This window comes from Streptomyces calvus, assembly GCF_006782915.1.
In the GTDB taxonomy this organism is placed as follows: Bacteria; Actinomycetota; Actinomycetes; order Streptomycetales; family Streptomycetaceae; genus Streptomyces; species Streptomyces calvus.
In genome coordinates this window covers 73865-93917 of the sequence record NZ_VCNP01000035.1, presented here as the reverse complement: position 1 = coordinate 93917, position 20053 = coordinate 73865, and the positions used below count along the sequence as shown (strand labels likewise).

At 71.9% G+C, this 20053-nt stretch carries 17 protein-coding genes; 11 read left to right on the top strand and 6 right to left on the bottom strand.

The window, feature by feature from the left end:
* Positions 1 to 6 precede the first annotated feature (6 nt).
* Together FGW31_RS16005 and FGW31_RS16000 are read right to left on the bottom strand one after the other, a co-directional pair.
* Positions 7 to 1611 (bottom strand): ABC transporter permease, encoded by a 1605-nt coding sequence (locus FGW31_RS16005; protein WP_142194089.1) that lies wholly within the window; start codon positions 1609 to 1611, stop codon positions 7 to 9.
* Positions 1608 to 2549: an ABC transporter ATP-binding protein gene (locus FGW31_RS16000; RefSeq protein WP_142194088.1), complete on the bottom strand. Its 942-nt coding sequence runs from the start codon at positions 2547 to 2549 to the stop codon at positions 1608 to 1610. Before FGW31_RS16000 ends, FGW31_RS16005 begins: the two co-directional genes overlap by 4 nt.
* Before the next feature lie 103 nt (positions 2550 to 2652).
* Between FGW31_RS16000 and FGW31_RS15995 the strand changes: the two genes are divergently transcribed.
* Together FGW31_RS15995 and FGW31_RS15990 are read left to right on the top strand one after the other, a co-directional pair.
* The gene (locus tag FGW31_RS15995) at positions 2653 to 3150 is read left to right on the top strand and encodes a GbsR/MarR family transcriptional regulator (protein WP_142194087.1); all 498 of its coding nucleotides are present in this window, start codon (positions 2653 to 2655) and stop codon (positions 3148 to 3150) included.
* Positions 3151 to 3233: 83 nt separating this feature from the next.
* Positions 3234 to 3824 (top strand): Uma2 family endonuclease, encoded by a 591-nt coding sequence (locus tag FGW31_RS15990; RefSeq protein ID WP_182675247.1) that lies wholly within the window; start codon positions 3234 to 3236, stop codon positions 3822 to 3824.
* An 11-nt stretch (positions 3825 to 3835) separates the two neighbouring features.
* Here FGW31_RS15990 and FGW31_RS15985 read toward each other — a convergent pair whose 3' ends face one another.
* On the bottom strand, positions 3836 to 4696 hold the full coding sequence (locus tag FGW31_RS15985) for a diacylglycerol kinase family protein (RefSeq protein ID WP_142194085.1): 861 nt from the start codon (positions 4694 to 4696) through the stop codon (positions 3836 to 3838).
* Between the two features lie 185 nt (positions 4697 to 4881).
* On the opposite strand from FGW31_RS15985, the gene FGW31_RS15980 reads away from it, so the two are divergent.
* From FGW31_RS15980 to FGW31_RS15960, 5 genes are all read left to right on the top strand, one after another.
* The gene (locus FGW31_RS15980; protein WP_142194084.1) at positions 4882 to 6165 is read left to right on the top strand and encodes an adenylosuccinate synthase; all 1284 of its coding nucleotides are present in this window, start codon (positions 4882 to 4884) and stop codon (positions 6163 to 6165) included.
* 109 nt (positions 6166 to 6274) lie between these two features.
* A complete protein-coding gene (locus FGW31_RS15975) occupies positions 6275 to 7576 on the top strand; it encodes an AAA family ATPase (protein WP_142194083.1) in 1302 nt (433 codons plus the stop codon).
* A complete protein-coding gene (locus FGW31_RS15970) occupies positions 7576 to 8325 on the top strand; it encodes an RloB family protein (RefSeq protein ID WP_142194082.1) in 750 nt (249 codons plus the stop codon). The genes FGW31_RS15975 and FGW31_RS15970 overlap by 1 nt, the downstream gene beginning before the upstream one ends.
* A 47-nt stretch (positions 8326 to 8372) precedes the next feature.
* Positions 8373 to 11639, top strand: a complete 3267-nt coding sequence (locus FGW31_RS15965) for an N-6 DNA methylase (RefSeq protein ID WP_142194081.1) — start codon at positions 8373 to 8375, stop codon at positions 11637 to 11639.
* Between the two features lie 156 nt (positions 11640 to 11795).
* Entirely contained in the window at positions 11796 to 12086 is a 291-nt protein-coding gene (locus FGW31_RS15960; RefSeq protein ID WP_142194080.1) for a hypothetical protein, read from the top strand.
* 3 nt (positions 12087 to 12089) lie between these two features.
* On the opposite strand, the gene FGW31_RS15955 is transcribed toward FGW31_RS15960, so the two are convergent.
* From FGW31_RS15955 to FGW31_RS15945, 3 genes are all read right to left on the bottom strand, one after another.
* A complete protein-coding gene (locus FGW31_RS15955; protein ID WP_142194079.1) occupies positions 12090 to 12740 on the bottom strand; it encodes a hypothetical protein in 651 nt (216 codons plus the stop codon).
* Positions 12741 to 12782: 42 nt separating this feature from the next.
* Complete coding sequence (locus tag FGW31_RS15950; RefSeq protein WP_142194078.1) at positions 12783 to 13574, bottom strand: GntR family transcriptional regulator; 792 nt, start codon at positions 13572 to 13574, stop codon at positions 12783 to 12785.
* Positions 13575 to 13743: 169 nt separating this feature from the next.
* Positions 13744 to 15099 carry an aspartate aminotransferase family protein gene (locus FGW31_RS15945; protein ID WP_142194077.1) on the bottom strand — a complete coding sequence of 452 codons (1356 nt, stop codon included), beginning with the start codon at positions 15097 to 15099 and terminating at the stop codon, positions 13744 to 13746.
* A gap of 197 nt (positions 15100 to 15296) precedes the next feature.
* On the opposite strand from FGW31_RS15945, the gene FGW31_RS15940 reads away from it, so the two are divergent.
* From FGW31_RS15940 to FGW31_RS15925, 4 genes are all read left to right on the top strand, one after another.
* Entirely contained in the window at positions 15297 to 15902 is a 606-nt protein-coding gene (locus FGW31_RS15940; RefSeq protein ID WP_142194076.1) for a type 1 glutamine amidotransferase family protein, read from the top strand.
* Complete coding sequence (locus FGW31_RS15935) at positions 15899 to 16381, top strand: MarR family winged helix-turn-helix transcriptional regulator (RefSeq protein ID WP_142194075.1); 483 nt, start codon at positions 15899 to 15901, stop codon at positions 16379 to 16381. Before FGW31_RS15940 ends, FGW31_RS15935 begins: the two co-directional genes overlap by 4 nt.
* 78 nt (positions 16382 to 16459) lie before the next feature.
* A complete protein-coding gene (locus FGW31_RS15930) occupies positions 16460 to 18331 on the top strand; it encodes a serine/threonine-protein kinase (RefSeq protein ID WP_142194074.1) in 1872 nt (623 codons plus the stop codon).
* A 169-nt stretch (positions 18332 to 18500) separates the two neighbouring features.
* Positions 18501 to 20039 (top strand): substrate-binding domain-containing protein, encoded by a 1539-nt coding sequence (locus FGW31_RS15925; RefSeq protein WP_142194073.1) that lies wholly within the window; start codon positions 18501 to 18503, stop codon positions 20037 to 20039.
* The last annotated feature ends 14 nt before the right edge of the window (positions 20040 to 20053 follow it).

Below are 20053 nucleotides of genomic sequence, written 5' to 3'. Positions count from 1 at the left end.
GGCCCGTCACGTCGTCAGGTCCCGGCGCCGCAGCCCGGCCAGTCCCGCCGCCACCAGGGCCGCCGCGAGCGCCGTGAGGAACAGCACCGGCGGCCACGCCATCTCACCGCCCGGCAGCTTCGGCAGGTGGCCGAAGGGCGAGAGGTCCAGCACCGCCTGCGGCACGTCCAGCGCCGGCCCGACCCAGCCGATCAGCAGCACCGCACCCGCCACGCCCCAGGCGGCCGGCGCCGCCCGCGGCACCAGTCCGTGCAGCAGCACCGTCACGCCGCCGACCACCCACACCGCCGGGAGCTGCACCAGGCACGCCCCGAGGAGCGCGCCGGTCCGCTCGCCGTGGCCGAGGGCGAGGCCCGCGCCGGCGAGCAGCATCAGCAGCGCCGAGCCGCCGAACGCCACCGCCAGGTGTCCTGCCGCCCACCGCAGCCGCCCGACCGCTCCCGCGAGGACCGGCTCCGCCCGCCCCGAGGTCTCCTCGCCGTGCAGCCGCAGCACCGACGCCACCACGAACAGCGCGGCGACCAGGCCGAGCATCCCGGCCATCGCGGCGAGGAACGCGTCCGTCAGCCCGGTCTGCCCGCCCATCCGCTGGAAGATCTCCCGGGCGCCCTCGTTGTCGCCGACCAGCTCGGCCGCGCCGTCCGCCATGCCGCCGTACACCAGCCCGGCGAGCAGGAAGCCGGTGCTCCAGCCGAGCACGCCGCCCCGCTGCAACCGCCAGGCCAGCGCGGCCGCGCCGCCCAGCCGCCCGGCGGCCGGTCCGGGCCGGCTCGGCAGGAAGCTCATGCCGAGGTCCCGGCGCCCGGCGAGCGCGTACGCCACCGCGCCCTGGAGCAGCGCGGCACCCGCGAACAGGCCCAGCACCCACCACCGCTCACCGGCGAAGGGCCGCAGGTTCTCCAGCCAGCCGAGCGGCGACGCCCAGGTCAGCGGCGAGGAGCCGTCGTCGGTCGCCGAGTCGCCCGCCGCGCGCAGCACGAACGCGGCGCCGAGCACCGCGGCGGTCAGCCCCCGCGCGAGCCGCGCGCTCTCCGTCAGCTGCGCCACGATCGCCGCCGTGGTCGCGAACAGCATGCCCACACCGGCGAGCCCCAGCCCGAACGCCACCGCGCCGCCCGCGCCGTGCCCGGCCAGCCCGGCCGCCACCACCAGCGCCAGCACCCCGTTCGCGACGGCCGCCGCCAGCAGCGCCGCCGTCAGCGGCGCGCGGCGGCCCACCATCCCGGACGCCACCAGCTCCTGACGCCCGCTCTCCTCCTCGTCCCGGGTGTGCCGTACGACGACCAGCAGGCTCACCACGGCGGCCAGCGCGCCCGCGTACACGCCGGCCCGCCAGGTGGTCAGGGCGCCGAGGGAGTCGCCGAAGACCGGGCCGACCATGGCGCGCAGCGAGGGGTTGGTGGCCATCCGGCCGACCAGGTCGGCGCGTTCGGCCGGGGTGCCGTACAGGCCCTTCAGGGTGTTCGGCATGGACAGCACCATCAGCGCGTTCACCCCGACCCACACCGGGATCATCAGCCGGTCCCGGCGCAGCGCGAACCGCACGAGGGTGCCGGTGCCCGCGAGCCGGCGGGAGCTCGGGGGCCGTACGGAGAAGGCCGCGGCGCTCATCGGACGGTCACCTCCGCGTCGGCGGCCGTGTCCGGGACGCCGCCGGTGTCGTGCCGGTCGTCCTGGTAGTGCCGCAGGAACAGTTCCTCCAGCGTCGGCGGGGTGGAGGTCAGTGACCGCACACCCGTCTCGCTGAGTGCGCGCAGCACTCCGTCCAGCCGGTCGGTGTCGACCTGGAGCCGGACCCTGTGCCCGCGCACGTCGAGGTCGTGCACGCCGGGCAGGCCGGCGAGCCCGTCGGGCGGCCCGGCGAGTTCGGCGGTGACGCTGGTGCGGGTCAGGTGCCGCAGGTCGGCGAGCGAGCCGCTCTCCACGGTCCGCCCCCTGCGGATGATGCTGACCCGGTCGCACAGCTCCTCCACCTCGCTGAGGATGTGCGAGGACAGCAGCACGGTCCGCCCGCGCTCGCGTTCCTCGGCGACGCAGCGCTGGAAGACCTCCTCCATCAGCGGGTCGAGGCCGGACGTCGGCTCGTCCAGGATCAGCAGGTCGACGTCGGAGGCGAAGGCGGCGACCAGCGCGACCTTCTGCCGGTTGCCCTTGGAGTAGGTGCGGCCCTTCTTCGTCGGGTCCAGCTCGAACCGTTCGATCAGCTCGGCCCGGCGCGCGGTGTCGAGGCCGCCGCGGAGCCTGCCGTACAGGTCGATGACCTCCCCGCCGGAGAGGTTGCGCCACAGCGTCACGTCGCCGGGGACGTAGGCGACTCGGCGGTGGATCTCCACGGCGTCGGTCCACGGGTCGCGGCCCAGTACCTGCGCGGCGCCGGAGTCGGCGCGCAGCAGTCCGAGCAGAACGCGGATGGTCGTGGACTTCCCGGAGCCGTTGGGCCCGAGGAAGCCGTGGACCTCGCCGGACTCGACGCTCAGGTCGAGCCCGTCCAGTGCGTGGGTCCGGCCGAACGACTTGTGCAGCCCGGACACGGTGATGGCCTTGGTCATGCTTTGGAACGTACGCTTCTTTCAGAAATTTGTGAAGTTAAGGAAGTGTATAAATGCGGGCTAGACTGATCGTCGGCGTCCGAGCAGGGGAGATGAGCGGAGCATGGCGGAACGGAGCGAGCCGGCCCGGGACCCGGAGGCGGTCTCGAGGTTCGTGGAGCACTTCGCGGCCCAGCTGGTGGAAGCCGGCCTGCAGCGGATGCCGGCCCGCGTCTTCGCCGCCCTGCTCGCCTCCGACCGGGGCGTGCTGACCTCCGCCGAACTGAGCGAGGCGCTGAAGATCTCACCCGCCGCGGTCTCCGGCGCGGTGCGCTACCTGGCACAGGTGCACATGGTCTCCCGCGAGCGGGAGCCCGGCTCGCGCCGCGAACGGTACCGGGTGCACGGCGACCAGTGGTACGAGGCGCTCACCAACCGCGAGACCGTGATCAAGCGCTGGGAGGACGCGCTCCGGGAGGGCGTCACCAGCCTCGGCCCGGACACCCCGGCGGGCCGCCGGCTGACGGAGACCCTGGCCTTCTTCGAGTTCATCGACCGGGAGGTCGTGGCGATGATGGAACGCTGGCGAGCCCACCGCGCAGAACGGTTCGGGCGGGCGTGAGCCGACCGGGAAGACGACCCCTGGTCCGTAGTTGATCGGATACTCTGAGTTGCGGCTGGTCCGTCTCCTGGGGAGGGCGCATCATGACAGTCATGGCAGAGCGACCGACGACAAACGGCACCGAGCCCGCCGGCTTCGAGGGCCTGCTCGACACCCTCGACGGACTGGACGTGCCCGACGGCTACAGGGCCGAGATCATCAGGGGGAACATCGTCGTGTCGCCGTGGTCGAAGGGGTACTACCTCGACGTCATGGAGCTGGTGTGCGACCAGCTCCGGCCGTACCTCCCGGAGGAACACCGGATCAGCAGCGCGCCCTTCCTGTACGTGTTCCCGGGAGTGGAACGCGCGTACGGGCCCGACATCCATGCCGGACACCGGAGCGTCAGTCGAAGCACCAGCAACCACCTCGACGGCGAAGCCCTCACCTTCGTCGCCGAGCTGACCTCCTCCTCCACCCGCGACGACGACCTGTCCGACAAGGTCGAGACCTACGGGAAGGCGGGCGTCCCCGTCTACCTGATCCTCGACATGCAGGAGGAGCAGGCCACGGTCCTCTGGACGCCCTCCGCCAAGGGCTACGCCTCCCGCTGCACCAGGCCCTTCGGCGAGAAGCTGCCGATCCCCGCGCCCTTCGACTGCCTGCTGGACACGGCCGAGTTCACGGCCCCCTGACGGGACACGGCCTAGCTCGCCGGCAGGACCAGCCCCCAGGCGGCCTCCCGCACCACCCACGTGCGCGTCCGTACCGGACCCGACACGACCGCGTCCGCCCGGTAGCGGAAGTGCGCGCCCGACACGGTCACCGTGCGGCCCTCGGCCGACAGCGGGGACGCCTCCGCGCCCACCGACGCCGGTCGTACCTCCACCCGGGCCGCCCCCGGGACACCGGGCACGACCGAGACGCCCTCCACCGGCTGCCCGAGGTCGACGAGCGTCCGCCCGTCGACCTCCACCCGCAGTCGTGCCGGTCCCGCCTCCGGCGCGGACACCGTCCCGGGCGGCCGGGCCGGCACCAGGGTCCGCACCAGGGACTGGCAGGTCCGCAGCCAGGGACGGCCCGCCCCGCCGTCCGCGTCCCGCACCGATGTCACGCCCCCGACCGGCGGTATCCGCAGCGTGCCGAGCACCACCCCGTCGCTGTCGTCCACCAGCAGGTCCATCCGCCGCTCCGCCCCGTCCAGCACGGCCCGCGCCGCGGCCACCGCCCCCGTCGGCACGCCCAGCGACCGGGCGAGCGACAGCGCCGCACCGACCGGCACCAGCGACAGCGCGCAGTCGGCCAGCTCCCGCTGCCGGTGCAGCAGCGCCACCGCCCGCACCAGCGCCCGGTCGTCGCCGATCACCACCGGCCGCCGCGAACCCCGCCGCACCAGCGCCCGGACGAACTCCTCGGGACCGTCCGGCAGACACAGCTTGGTCCCGGCCGCACCCGCGTTGAGCACGTCTTTCGCGATTCTGACGGACTCGCCGTCGGCCCGGCGGGCGACCGGATCGATGACCACCAGGAGCTGATCGGACGTCGCGGAAGTCGCCACCTCGGCCATGCCTCGCTTCCTCGGGTAGCATCGGTGTGCAAGAGCCCCTTGCGCTATTGCGCCAGGGGCTTCGTCTATTCCGGGGCATCCGGTCCGACGGTTGGCGGCCAACGGCGGTCGCGGTGCACGCGGCGGTGATCCTCCGTGTGCGCCCCTGACCTTGGACATGCCCCGCCCGGAAGGGGTGTACGCGCGTGCCCGCACTTGTGCTGCTCGGTGCTCAGTGGGGTGACGAAGGCAAGGGAAAGGCGACGGACCTGCTCGGTGGTTCCGTCGACTATGTGGTGCGCTACCAGGGCGGCAACAACGCCGGCCACACGGTAGTCGTGGGCGACCAGAAGTACGCCCTCCACCTGCTCCCTTCCGGAATCCTGTCCCCCGGCTGCACGCCGGTCATCGGCAACGGCGTCGTCGTCGACCCGTCGGTCCTGCTCTCCGAGCTGAGCGGGCTGAACGAGCGCGGCGTCGACACGTCCAAGCTCCTGATCAGCGGTAACGCGCACATCATCACGCCGTACAACGTGACGGTGGACAAGGTGACCGAGCGCTTCCTCGGCAAGCGCAAGATCGGGACCACCGGCCGCGGCATCGGCCCGACGTACGCCGACAAGATCAACCGCGTCGGCATCCGCGTCCAGGACCTGTACGACGAGTCGATCCTCACCCAGAAGGTCGAGGCGGCCCTCGACGTCAAGAACCAGATCCTCACCAAGCTCTACAACCGGCGCGCCATCGCCGTGGACCAGGTGGTCGAGGAGCTGCTGGGCTACGCCGACAAGCTCGCCCCGTACGTCGCCGACACCGTCCTGGTCCTGAACCGGGCGCTGGAGGACGACAAGGTGGTCCTCTTCGAGGGCGGCCAGGGCACGCTGCTCGACATCGACCACGGCACGTACCCCTTCGTCACCTCGTCGAACCCGACCGCGGGCGGCGCCTGCACCGGCGCCGGCGTCGGCCCGACGAAGATCAGCCGCGTCATCGGCATCCTCAAGGCGTACACGACCCGCGTCGGCGCCGGTCCGTTCCCGACGGAGCTGTTCGACGAGGACGGCGAGGCGCTGCGCCGCATCGGCGGCGAGCGGGGCGTCACCACCGGCCGGGACCGCCGCTGCGGCTGGTTCGACGCGGTCATCGCCCGCTACGCCACCCGCGTCAACGGCCTGACCGACTTCTTCCTCACCAAGCTCGACGTCCTCACCGGCTGGGAGCAGATCCCGGTCTGCGTGGCGTACGAGATCGACGGCCGGCGCGTCGAGGAGCTGCCGTACTCGCAGACCGACTTCCACCACGCGAAGCCCGTCTACGAGATGCTGCCGGGCTGGAGCGAGGACATCAGCAAGGCGAAGTCCTTCTCCGACCTGCCGAAGAACGCCCAGGCGTACGTGAAGGCGCTGGAGGAGATGTCCGGCGCCCCGATCTCCGCGATCGGCGTGGGCCCGGGCCGCGACGAGACGATCGAGATCAACTCGTTCCTCTGAGTTCTCCCTCCGGGGACCCGGAGATCTGATGGGATGGCCGGTGCGGTGAACCCGGCCAGCCGTCCCGTTCGGGGGAGGCGACCACTGTGTCCGTCGTGAAGGAAGCGGAATGCTGCTGAGATTCCGGGTGGCCAACGTCCGGTCCCTGCGCGACGAGCAGGAACTGTCGTTCGTCGCGCCCGAGGACGACGAGAACGAACGCGCCACCGCACGCGAGACGGAACTCTCCGACGGCCGACGGCTTCCCGTCCACACCGTCCTCGGTGTCTTCGGCGCCAACGCCTCCGGCAAGTCGAACCTGATCGCCGCGCTGAGGAACATGCGCCACTGCGTGCTGCGGTCGTACGCCGACTGGACCTCCTACGACGGCATTCCCCGCGACGAGTTCGCCCTCGACCCCAAGGCCGCCGCCGAGACCTCCCTGTACGAGGCCGACTTCGTCCTCGCCGACGGGGTGCGCTGGAGCTACGGCTTCGAACTCGGGCAACGACGTGTGGAAGCCGAGTGGCTCTACGCCTATCCCAAGGGCCGCCGCCAGGTCTGGTTCGAACGGGACGCCACCCGGGAGAAGGACTTCGACTTCCCCGGCGACCGGCTCCGCGACCGTGCCCGGCTGGCGCGCACCACCCGCCCGGACGCCTTGCTGCTGACCCGTGCGGCGAACGACGGGCACGAGCAGCTCACCCCCGTGTTCGACTGGTTCAAGAACAACTTCTGGGACGTCACGCCCGAGACGGAGCGGACCCAGCGCGAGGACTACACGGCCCTTCGGCTGCTGCGCGACGAGAGCTTCCGGCGCCGGGCCGAAGAACTCCTGAAGGTGGCCGACCTGGGCATCGTCGGGGTGGAGGTCGAGCAGACGTCCTCCGGCCGACCCACAGTGCGTCTCGTGCACGAGACCGGCGGCGACCGTACCGTGCTCGACTGGGACGCCGAGTCCTGGGGAACGCGCTCCTGGTTCGCCCTGATCGGCCCGCTGCTGCTCGCTCTCGACACTGGAGCGGTGCTCCTGGTCGACGAGCTCGACGCCAGCCTCCACTCGCGCTTCGCCGCCGAGGTCGTACGCCTCTTCCAGGCCCCCTGGCTCAACCGTAACGGCGCTCAACTCGTCTTCACCGCCCATGACCTGTCCCTCCTGCGGACTCCGGGCGGCGGACGGCTGCTGCAGCCGGGGCAGATCTGGCTGACGGAGAAGGACGAGCGAGGTGCCACGACGCTGACCCCGGTCGCGGACTGGGAGCCGACGGAGGAGGAGGACCTGATGTCGTCCTACCTGGCCGGGTCTTTCGGAGCCGTGCCGAAAATGTCGGAGGGTCAGATCGGCCGACGGTTGCTGCGCACACAGGAGACGGCCGCCCTGGGCACCGGCCCGGCGGACGACGACGCACGGACGGGGGCGGAAGGGCTCTGATGGCGAGGCCACGGGGAGGGGACAGCGTCTCCCGCAAGAAGGGCGGCGCGAAGGGCCGGGAGAGCCGGGCGCGCCAGGTGTACGTGTACACGGAGGGCGAGGTGACCGAGCCCGAGTACATCGACATCATCGTCCGCAACGGAACGTGGGCCGAACCGGGACGGACGGTGCAGCACCACATCGCCAACCCCAACGCCGAGGGCAAGCACCGCAAGCCGTTGCGGATGGTCCAGGACGCGGTGGTCACCCTGCGCGAGGTCGAGCGCGAGGCGAAGGACGCCGGCCTCAGGCAGGGCAAGGACTGGAACTGGCCCCAAGTGTGGGTCCTCTTCGACCGGGACGACCATCAGGGCATCCCCGAAGCCCTGCGCCTCGCCGAGAAGGAGGGCGTCCGCGTCGCCTACTCGCACCCCTGCTTCGAACTGTGGCGACTGCTGCACTACACCAACTACACGTCCACCTTCGGCGGGGTCTGCGGTGACGCCAACAGCAAGCTGCGCACGCGTCCCGGCTTCGCCGCGACGTACGGACGCGGTGTGCGGACGGTCACCGAGCAGCAGTCGAAACACGTCCGTGAGGGACAGGTGCTGACCCCGGCCGCCGAGGACGACCTCAGCCGGTACCGGACGGCCAGGAAGCACGCCCAGAAGATCAACGGCGGTCACTCCTCGCCCCATCCCCATGCCTGGGACCCCTACACGGACGTCTGGCGGTTCGTGGAGTGCGGGCTGCTCCTCAGCGGCTACTAGGGCACCTCCACACCGTGACGTTGCACAGCAGACGAGGAGAGCCGCACGTGCCCAAGACGACGCTGGCGGAGTTGGAACGCCATCTGCTCAAAGCTGCCGACATCCTGCGCGGCGCCATGGACGTCAGCGAGTACCGGGACCTCATCCTGTCCCTGCTCTTCCTCAAACGAGCCAATGACGAGTTCGAGAGGAACAGGGAAGCGATCCTCGCGGAAGCGCTGGCGACGGGCTGCTCTGTCGAGGCAGCGCGGGGCATGGCCGAGGCGCCCCAGAACTACATCGACCGCGGCGCCGTGTACGTACCCGAACCGGCGCGTTGGGCGCGTCTTGCAGGCGCTGTGGACGACATCGGTCCCGGCCACCTCGAGCTGGCCCTGACCGCGCTGACATCCCATGAGGCGAACGAGCACCTCCGCGGGCTGTACCCGTACGGAACCTTCCGTCGCACGGGGGGCACCGGAGCGTCCGCGGACAGGCAACTGGCCGCGCTCATCGGCCACTTCGGTCGTCTCCAGTTGGGCACGGGAGACTTGGAGAGCCCGGACCTGATCGGGACGGCCTACGAGTTCCTGCTGCAGAACTATGCCGATGCCGCGGGCATGCGGGGCGGCGAGTTCTACACCCCGCGCGCGGTGGCCCGTATGCTCGCGCGACTCGCGCGACCGGCGCCTGAACAGCGCGTCTACGACCCGTGCATGGGGAGCGGCGGCATGCTTCTCCACGCCAAGGAGTACGTCGACGAGCACGGCGGTGACTCCTCCGGCCTGACCCTCGACGGCCAGGATGCCAACCACGGGTCATGGACGATGGCCACGCTGAACATGCTCTTCCACGGGCATCGGCGGTTCCGCCTCGAGGTGGGGGACACACTCACCAACCCTCGGCACGCGGGTGAGTCGTACGACCTCGTCCTCAGTAATCCGCCGTTCGCCATGCATTACAGCGCGGCGCACGTGGCCGACTCCGCGGAACGCATGCCCTACGGCGTCACCTCGGAGCGCGGCAGGGCGGACCTGATGTTCCTCCAGCACATGTTGTACATGGTGAGGGACCGTGGCGGCTCGGTGTTCACCGTCATGCCGCACGGTGTGCTGTTCCGAGGCGGAGCGGAGCGGAGCGTCCGGGAACACCTCATCCGCAACGACTTGCTGGAAGCCGTCATCGGACTGGCGCCCAACCTCTTCCACGGCACCGGCATCCCGGCGTGTGTCCTCGTGCTCCGTGCCCAGGGCAGGAAGGCCCCGGAGCGACGGGGCAAGGTGCTGTTCATCAACGCCGAACGCGAATCCCACTCCGGACGGGTACAGAACGTCCTGCTCGACGAACACGTGGAGAAGATCGTTGCCACCTTCCACGACTTCGCCGAGACGGACCGCTTCTCACGCGTGGTGTCCCTGACGGAGCTGGCGGAGAGCGATCACAACCTCAGCGTGCGCCGGTACGTCGACAGCGCACCGCCGCCCGAGCCGCAGGACATCAAGGCGTATCTGCAGGGTGGAGTACCGGTCGCGGAGATCGAGACCAACCGTGCGCTGCTCGAGGCGTACGGGCTGAAGGCGAGCGATCTCTTCGTCGTACGTCCCGACGATCCTGCGTACGTCGACTTCCCTCCCGAGCGTGAGCGGCCGGACGGTGTCCGACTGGCCGAGATGGTGCGCGGGCGGGAGCAGCAGCTGAGGGACGCCTTCGAGGAGTGGTGGAGTGGGGCGGCCGACAGAATCACTCAGGTTACGCCCCCTGAAGCCGGGGAGCGTCCGGAACGCGTCTCTGGCCAGCGACTCTCGCTCCTGCGCGCTGACCTGGTCGATTCCTTCCGGACGAGCCTGTCCGCGGTCGGCCTTCTTGACCGACTGGAACTCATGGGTGCGGCGTCGGCTTGGTGGCGTGCTCTGAAGAGCGATCTCAAGGCCCTGGCGGCCAACGGTGCCGTGGGAGTGGTCGACGGCTGGGTCCGGCTGGTCGAGGCGACACTCACCGGCGGAACCGACCCGCTCTCGGATCAACCGCTTGCTACCGCGAAGGCGGAGCGGAAGCAGGCGTACGAGCGCGAGGTGGTCGGGGTGCTGCTGCCCGACTTCCTGCACGAGCTGCATGCGGCGGAGGCGGAGCTCACCGGGCTGACCGCGCAGCTGCAGGAGGCACAGGCCGTCCTGGACCAGACCCGTGCGAGGGCCGAAACCCAGGGGGAGGAATCCGATGGGGAGGACGACTCGACGGCTGATGAAGCGGCCGCCGCGGCGACGGTGCGGGAACTGCGGCGCCGGCGCACCTCGGCCAGAAAGGTGATCACCTCACTGGAAGGAGACTTCCTGCCTCGGCTGAGCAACGCCCGGGATGCGTCGGCCTCGGAGCCTGCGGCGCGGGAGATCGTACTCGGCACCTTCAAGAAGCGCGTCACCGACGGGCTCGAGGAACTGCTGACCAGAAGGCGCCTCGAGCTGGTCCGGGTGTACGAGCGGTGGCAGGAGAAGTACCTGCTGTCCTTCCGCGAGATCGAGGCCCAGTTGTACGGCCACGGGGACGGCGTGGCACAGAACAACCCCTGGTCCGCCCGGCGCACCTGGAACCTCACCTCCAGGGCTGCGGGCACCGCAGCCGGCCGGCGGGAGCTCCTGGCCGCCGTACACGAACTGATCGACGCCGAGAAGGCGGCCGAAGGTGCTCTGGCCAAGTTGGACCTCGACGAGATGGCGGGGACTCTCGCGCTGATACGCGGGGGCGCGGACCGGGTGGCACGACGCCCGCTGGGCGAAGTCCTCACCCACGCGCGCGGCGGGGGTTCCCATCGCGCACGCCCGGGGGCCGTCGGTGCGCCCGTGATTCGGATGGCCAACATCACGGCGGATGGGCTCGACCTCGATCCGTCCCGCCTGCACCGGCTCGATGCGGGCGGCCCGGTGGGAGCCGACGCGCTGCTGAGGGCGGGTGATGTGCTGCTGGCTGCCGTAGCACCCGATCGGAAGCTGCGAGTCGCCGTGTGGCGGGGGCAACTGGCTCGTGCGACCTTCAGCGCGCAGGTCGTGTGCCTCAGGCCGGGTGAGGAACTGTTGTCGACCGATTACCTGTGGGCGTGGCTGCGACTGCCTCACGTCCAGCGCCGGATCTTCGACGTGGCGCGGACCATGACGGGGGACACCCCGGTTCTCTCCCCCGGTCGCCTGGTGGACGTGGAGATGGAGCTGCCCGGCATCATGGACCAGCGCGAGCTGGGAAGACGCATCGGCGCATGGCACGAACAGCGCGTGGCGCGGGGGCGGCAGCTCGCCAAGCTGAGGGTGATCAGGCAGGCGCTGACGAAGGTCCTCAGCGGCTGACCGCCGCGACCGGAGCGTGTCGGGCACCGGTCGGAGGTCTGCCCGGCTACGGGCACGGGCCCGAAAGCGCCGCATCCACAGCCGGGGGAACGAACATGGCGTAACGGGCATATGCTGAAATTCGGTGCGTGCATCGACTGGAAGAAGGTGAGTCCGATGCGCGTGTTGCTCAAGGCGACCCTGGACACGGCGAAGGCGAACGAGCTGATCCACGGCGGGCGGATGCCCGAGGTGGTGAAGGGCATTCTCGACCGGCTCCAGCCGGAAGCCGCCTACTTCGGCCCGGTGGGCGGGCAGCGGACGATGCTGCTGGTCTTCGACATGCAGGACAGCTCGCAACTCCCCCCGACGGGCGAGCCGTTCTTCACCGAGATGAACGCCCGCCTCGAGATCACCCCGATCATGAACGCGGAGGACCTGCAGAAGGGACTGTCGCAGCTGCGCTGACGCTCAGCTGAAGACGATCATCGACCCCTGCGCCAGGCTCCGTGTCGCCGCCGCGTGCAGGCCCAGCCACACGTGGCGTTCGCGGGCGAAGGGGCTGGGGTCGTACGGGGCCGGCCCGGCCGGCTCCTCCAGTTCGGTGGGCCCGAGCGGGGGCTCGGGCGCCGCCGGGGGGTTCGACGGGTCGATGCCGATGGCCGGGGCGACCAGTTCCAGTTCCCGCAGCAGGGCGTGCGAGGAGCCCAACGGGCCGCCGCCCGCGAGGAGTTCGTCACTGGACAGCGGCTGCGGGAAGTCGACGGGGACGTAGGCGCCCGCGTGGTCGTAGTGCCAGACCAGGTGCGACTGCTGCGCCGTCGCTTCGAACATCTCCAGCAACTGCTCGTAGTCGCCGCCGAGTTCGTCGACCGGTGTGACCGGCAGGCCGCACACCTGGAGCAGGTACACCCGGCGCAGGAAGTGCAGCGCGTCGTAGTCGAAACCCGCCACCGGCGCCACGTCGCCGGACAGGCCCGGCATGTACGGGTGGACCGGCACCGGGGGCAGACCCGACTCGGCCAGCACCGCGTTGTACTGCGCGAGTTCCTCGGCGAACGGATTGTCGGGCGTGTGGCACAACACGTCGACGAGCGGCACCAGCCACAGGTCACAGGCCAAAGAGGGCTCCTCACACAGCACGGTCGTCGGGACGGGTCCTGGTCAGGGAAGGGTATCGGCGCCCGGCACGGGCGGCTCCCCCCGTGCAGGTCCCTTACCCATCCCGCCGTCCGTCAGGCTCTCGATCAGCCGAAGTGCGTGCGCGTTGTACGACTCGACCATCGCGTGGGCGGCGTCGGTGTCACGGCGCACCAAGGCGTCGACCAGATCGGTGTGCCCCGCCCACAGGCGCCCCCGCAGATCGGGCAGCCGCCGCAGATGCTGCACCACGCACACCCAGGTCTGGACGCGGAGCCGGTTGAGGAAGTCGGTGAGGTACGGGTTGCCGAACAGGGCGCCGAGTTCGCGCCAGAAGCGCAGGTCGTAGCCGATCAGCACGGTGACGTCCCCGGCGACGGCCGCGCGCTGCGCCTCCTCGCCGCGCCGGCGCACCCCGGCGAGCACGGCGGCGACCCGGGACTCGTCCGGCGGGAGGCTCCTGGGCGGTCCGGGCGGTACGGCCGCATGCGTGCCGTGGCCCTCGGCCAGTGCGCGGAAGATCCCGGAGGTCACCAGGCTGCGGGCCTCGACCATGTCCCGGAAGTCCTCGGCGGAGTACTCGTGCACCCGGAAGCCGCGGTGCTGGTCGGCGTCGAGCAGCCCCTGCGCCGACAGGTCGACCAGCGCCTCCCGGACCGGCGTCGCGGACACGCCGTACTGCTCGGCGATCTCCTTGACGGTGAATTCCTGACCCGACTGCAGCCGCCCGGCCAGCACCTCGTCACGGAGCGCGTCGGCGATCTGCTGCCGCAGGGTGCTGCGGGTCACGGCGCCGCTGCCGCTGAAGCCGGGCATGGTCGGGGCGTCTCCCTGGTCGCGTGTCGAGTGGTGTGCACGCACATGGCGCACATGCCTTCAAGCACGCCACCTTACGCGGTCAGGTGGGGCGCGCGGCGTGCGAAGGGGCGCGGGCGAAACATCGCCCGCGCCCCTGGTGCTCCGGTCGCGCTGTCGCTGCCGGCGGCTACTCCACGTAGCCGTCCGCCACGGACAGGGCCGCGTCCAGGGCCGCGAGCCCCTCCTTCAGCTCCGCCTCGCTCGCGTTGCACGGCGGCACCACATGGGTGCGGTTCATGTTCACGAAGGGCCACACGCCGTGCTCCCTGGCCGCGGCGGCGAACGCGGCCATCGGGGCGTTGGCCTCACCGGCCGCGTTGTACGGCACCAGCGGCTCCCGGGTCTCCGGGTTCCGCACCAGCTCCAGCGCCCAGAACATGCCGACGCCGCGGACCTCGCCGACGCTGGGGTGCCGTTCGGCCAGCTCGCGCAGCCCGGGCCCGACGACGTCCGCGCCGAGCCGCGCCGCGTGCTCCACGACGCCCTCCTCGGCCATCACGCCGATGGTCGCGACGGCGGCGGCGCAGGCCAGCGGGTGTCCCGAGTAGGTGAGGCCGCCCGGGTAGGGCCGCTTGCCGAAGGTCTCGGCGACCGCGCCGGAGATGGCGACACCGCCCAGCGGCACATAGCCGGAGTTCACGCCCTTCGCGAAGGTCATCAGGTCCGGCACCACGTCGTACAGGTCGGCGGCGAACCACTCACCGGTCCGCCCGAACCCGGCCATGACCTCGTCCAGGACGAAGAGGATCCCGTACTTGTCGCACAGCTCGCGCACCCCGGCGAGGTAGCCGGGCGGCGGCGGCATGATCCCGGCCGTTCCCGGGATGGTCTCCAGGACGATCGCGGCGACGGTCGACGGCCCCTCGAAGGCGATCGTCGTCTCCAGGTGCTCCAGGGCGCGCGCGCACTCCTGCTCCTCGGTCTCGGCGTAGAAGCGCGAGCGGTACAGGAAGGGCGCCCAGAAGTGCACGACACCGGCCGTGCCGCTGTCGGAGGCCCAGCGGCGCGGGTCGCCGGTGACGTTGATCGCCTGCTGGGTGCCGCCGTGGTACGAGCGGTAGGCGGAGAGCACCTTGGGGCGTCCGGTGTGCAGCCGGGCCATGCGGATCGCGTGCTCGACGGCGTCGGCGCCGCCGTTGGTGAAGAAGATCTTGTCCAGGTCACCGGGGGTCCGCTCGGCGATCAGCCGGGCCGCCTCCGAGCGCGCCTCGACGGCGAACGCGGGCGCGAACGTCGTCATCCGCGCCGCCTGCTCCTGGATCGCGGCGACGACCTTCGGGTGCTGGTAGCCGATGTTCGTGTAGACGAGCCCGCTGGTGAAGTCGAGGTAGCGCCGGCCGTCGTAGTCCCAGAAGTACGACCCTTCCGCCCCGGCGACGGCGAGCGGGTCGATGAGGTCCTGCGCGGACCAGGAGTGGAACACGTGCGCGCGGTCGGCGGCCTTGACGGCGGCCCCGATCTCGGGGTTCGGCTGAGGGGTCATGCCGCCGAGGGTAGGCCCCGGGGGCGGGTCCGCGACATCGGCGGCCTGTCTGCGGTCGACCGCATTCCGCGACACGTTGTCGACCGGCGCCCGCCGGTGGCCTGCTCACCGCGGCAACGCCGAAGCATTGACAGCATGCTGCATAAATGACAGGCTGCTGTCACAAGGGTTCGGTCTGCCCATCCCAAGGAGCGGTCATGACGCACAAGCCCGTCCACCTCGCCGTGTACGACACGCTGGCCGACTGGGAGACCGGCCACGCGACCGCCCACCTGGCCCGCGCCGGCTACCCGGTCCGCACCGTCGGCCCCACCACGGCGCCCGTCACCAGCACCGGCGGCCTGCGGATCCTGCCCGACCTCGCCCTGGACGGCCTGCGGCCCGAGGACAGCTCCCTGCTGATCCTCCCGGGCGCCGACCTGTGGGACACCGGCGACGACCTCGCCCCCTTCGCCCGCACCGCCCGCGCCTTCCTCGACGCCGGGGTGCCCGTCGCCGCGATCTGCGGCGCCACCGCGGGCCTGGCCCGCGAGGGCCTCCTCGACGACCGCGCGCACACCGGCGCCGTCTCCTTCCACCTGGCCGCCACGGGCTACGCGGGCGGCGAGCGCTACGTGGAGGCGGACGCGGTCACCGACGGCGTCCTCGTCACCGCCGGGCCCACCGAGCCGGTCGCCTTCGCCCGCGAGATCTTCCGGCTGCTCGGCGTCCACGACGAGCGGGCGAACGACGCGTGGTACCGCCTGTTCCACGACTCCGACCCGCAGGCGTACGCCGAGTACGAGAAGGCCGTGGCCGGATGAGCCGGGACCACCAGGACCTGCTCAGCCGGGGCGCGCTCGGCGCGTTCCGGCTGAACGGCCGGTTCCTCGCGGTCGCCGAGGAACTGGCCCGGCCCGCCGGACTCACCGCCGCCTGGTGGCAGGTGCTCGGCGCGGTCCTCCGCGAGCCGCTTCCGGTTTCCGGGATCGCCCGGGCCATGGGCATCACCCGGCAGAGCGTGCAGCGCGTCGCCGACCTGCTGGTGCGGCGCGGCCTCGCCGAGTACCGGCCCAACCCCGCGCACCGCCGCGCCAAACTCCTCGCCCCGACCGCCGAGGGCCGCGCCGCGATCAGCCGCATCGACCCCGGCCACGCGGCCTTCGCCGAACGGCTGGCCAGGGCGTACGAGGAGGCGTACGGCACCGCGGAGGGACGGGCCGAACTCGCCCGGGCGGTGGAGGCGTTGGAGCGCCTGTCGGCGGTGCTCGACACGCTCGGCCCGCCTGTTACGGAACCGTAGACGACACCCAGCTCACGCTGTCCGTGCCCCGCACTATCCTCGATCTGTTGCTCACTGCGGGGGGAAGGCGGCGCGGCGATGGAGAAGCTCGGGGCCGGGGATCCGCCGCGCATCGGCGGGTACACCCTGCTGGCGCGGCTCGGGGCCGGCGGCATGGGGCAGGTCTACCTCGCCCGGTCCGACCGGGGACGCACCGTCGCCGTGAAGCTGGTGCGCGGGGAACTGGCCCGGCAGGAGGAGTTCCGGGCGCGCTTCCGCCAGGAGGTGCGGGCCGCACGGCAGGTCGGCGGCGACTGGACGGCGCCCGTGCTGGACGCGGACACCGAGGCCGCCGTGCCCTGGGTCGCCACCGGCTACGTCGCCGGACCCAGCCTCCAGCAGGTCGTCGGACACGACCACGGTGCGCTGCCCGAGCGGTCCGTGCGCATCCTCGCCGCCGGTCTGGCGCACGCGCTCAAGGACATCCACGCCGCCGGCATCATCCACCGGGACCTCAAGCCGTCCAACGTGCTCGTCACCATCGACGGGCCGCGCGTCATCGACTTCGGGATCGCGCGGGCCCTGGAGACGGTGACCGACGGCGGGCTCACCCGCACCGGCGCGCTCGTCGGCTCGCCCGGCTTCATGGCGCCCGAGCAGGTGCGCGGCGACCGCATCACGCCCGCCTGCGACGTGTTCTGCCTCGGCTCGGTCCTCGCCTACGCGGCGACCGGCGCGCTGCCCTTCGGCGCGGCCAACAGCGGGGTGCACGCCCTGATGTTCCGCATCGCCCAGGAGGAACCCGTCCTGGACGGCGTGCCCGAGGGCCTCGCCGACCTCGTGCGCGACTGCCTGCGCAAGGACCCGGCGGCACGGCCCACCCTCGACCAGGTCCTGGAGCGTACCGGCGCGGAGGACACCGTCGCCGACGGCCGCTCCCGCGACCCCTGGCTGCCCGGCGCCCTGGTCGCCCAACTCGGCCGCCACGCCGTGCGGTTGCTCGACACGGAGGACCCCCGGACACCGCAGCACCCCACCCCCACCGCCCCGTCACCCACCCCCGCGGCCCCGCCCCCGGGCGCACCGCCGGCCGCCCCACCCGAACACGCCCGCGCCGCCGACGACTCCGCCGCGCCCCCGCCGCCCGCCGCACCCCCCGGCACCCCGGCCCCGCCCCCGCCGGGACAGCCCGGCGCCAACCACCTGCCCACCGTGGTCGCCGGCCCGAACACCCCGGCCCCGCCGCCCGGCCCGGCCCCCGGCCCGTACGGACACCCGCAGCCGCCCGCCTACGGCTACCCGTACCACGGCCACGGCCCCGGGCAGACGCCGCCGTACGGGCCACCGCCGTTCGGGCCGGCCCCCGGTTACCCGCCGCCGCCCGAGCCGCGCCGGGACGGCCGGTCCACCGCGCTGCTCGTGGTGATCGCGCTGGTCGTGGCGCTCGCCGCGGGCGGCACCGTGTACGCGCTGATGAGCGGCGGCGACACCCTGGCCTCCGACGACCCCACCGCACCCCCGTCGCCCAGCGGCACACCGCACAGCACCGCCCCCGCCGCGCCCGGCACCGACCAGCCGTCCGAAACCGGCGGGCCGGACAGTTCCGCGCCGGCCGACGGGACGGTCCCGGCGGACTTCCTCGGCAGCTGGTCCACCACCATCGACAACGCCAGTGGTGAACACAGCCGCCGGCTGACCGTCCAGCAGGGCGAGGTCGGCGACACCGTGCTGTCCCTGGTCGCCGACGGGCCCACCGGGAACGGCACCTACCACTGCGTCTTCGAGGCCGACCTCACCGCCGTCCACGGATCCGGGACCCGTCTGGTGATCGGCCCGTCCACCGTCACGGTCGGACAGCCGCGCAGCGCCTGCACCCCCGGCTCCGCCAGCGAGATCACCCTGCTGCCCGACGGCTCCCTGAAACGCGTGAACACCGGCAACGGCGAACAGCTCACGTACCGGCGGGACTGACCTCCGGGGCAGCCAAGTCCCACAACGCAGGGGCGACAAGTTCCTCGGCACGCTGGAAGGTTGAACGTTGGGCGAACGCCGGTGAACTCCGGTGGACGACCGCCGATTCCACCGTCGTACAGCCGTACGGTGGCCATCCGGTCGGAACGTGCGGGCGTGCGGGGGCACCATGCAGTGGCTGAGCGCGGAGAACCTGGTGGCCGTGGCGACGGCGTTCCTCGGCATCGTCGCCTCCGCCGTCATGGTCTGGTACGAGCGGCGGGTCCCGCGCCGCAAACGGATCGGCTACCGGGTGCAGTTGGACACGCCGATCGGCGACGGCCGGCAGACCAGCCGCACCAGCCGGCGGGACGGCTGGTTCGACTCGGCGCCCGGCATGACGCACGCCCGCATGGTGCTGCTGCGCATCGAGAACGACGGCTCGCAGACCATCGGCCCCGGCGACTACCAGGGCCCCGGAAACCACGGCCTGACCGTCGAGTTCGGCGACCGCACCATCCTCGGCGTCTCGGTCACCCAGCCCTCCGCCACCAGCCACCTCCTCGAACACTTCACCCGGGAACGCGGCTTCGGCTACCACGGCGGCACCCTGCGCCTGCCGCGCGTCCCGCTGAACCGGGGCGCCTACTACAAGCTGCTGGTGCTGCTCTCCGGCGGGAACGGGGACGACGAGGTCCAGGTCAGCGGCGACCTGAGCGAGGGCGAGCTGCACCGCAACCGCAGCGCCACCCCGGACGAGAAGGCTCCGCTGTTCAGCCGCGCCGCCCGGCTGATCACCATCACGCTCACGCTGTGCGTGATCGGGCTCGCGGTGATCGTCGTCCTCCAGGACCGGCCCCCGATCGGCTGCCGCGGCGGCACCCTGACCCTCACCGGCTCCACGGCCTTCGAACCGGTGCTGAGACAGGCCGCCGGCCAGTACATGGAGGACTGCGAGGAGCACGACCCGCACATCGAGGTCGACCCGCACGGTTCGACGGCCGGGATACGGGACCTCGCGGCGGCCGGGGCGGAGGAGGACGACGGTACGCCGCCGGTGCTGGCCCTGTCGGACGGGCCCCGGCCGAGCGGCCTGTCCGGACTGCGCGAAACCCGGGTGGCGGTGTCGGTGTTCTCGCTGGTGGTGAACGAGGCGGTGGGCCTGACGAACCTGTCGACGACGGACGTACGGCGGCTGTACCGGGGCGAGATCGCCAACTGGAGCGAACTCGGCGGCTCCGACCTGCCGGTGCACCTGGTCAGCCGGGACGCCAACTCGGGCACCCGGCAGGTCTTCCAGCGGCGGGTGCTGGGCCGCGGCGAGATCGCCCACTCCTCCGTGGACTGCCTGCACAAGGACGACCCGACCGCTCCCGTCATCCGCTGCGAACTCGACTCCACCGAACAGGTGCTGGACGCCGTCGCCGAGATCCCCGGCGCGATCGGCTACAGCGAGCACAACCTCGCCACCCGCGCGCAGGGCCTGCACCGGCTGGACCTGGACGGCGAGCCCCCGTCCGTCGACGCCATCGAGAAGGGCCGCAGCTCCTACCCGTACCGGGAGATCGAGTACGCCTACACCTACGGTCAGCCGCCGGCCGACTCGCTGACGTCGAGCTTCCTGGAGTACCTCACGCGCGGCACCGGCCAGGAGGTGATCCGCACCCACGGCCACCTGCCGTGCTGGGCGCCGACGGGACAGCGGCTGTGCGGCCGCGACCGGCCGTGACACACGGCTCACCG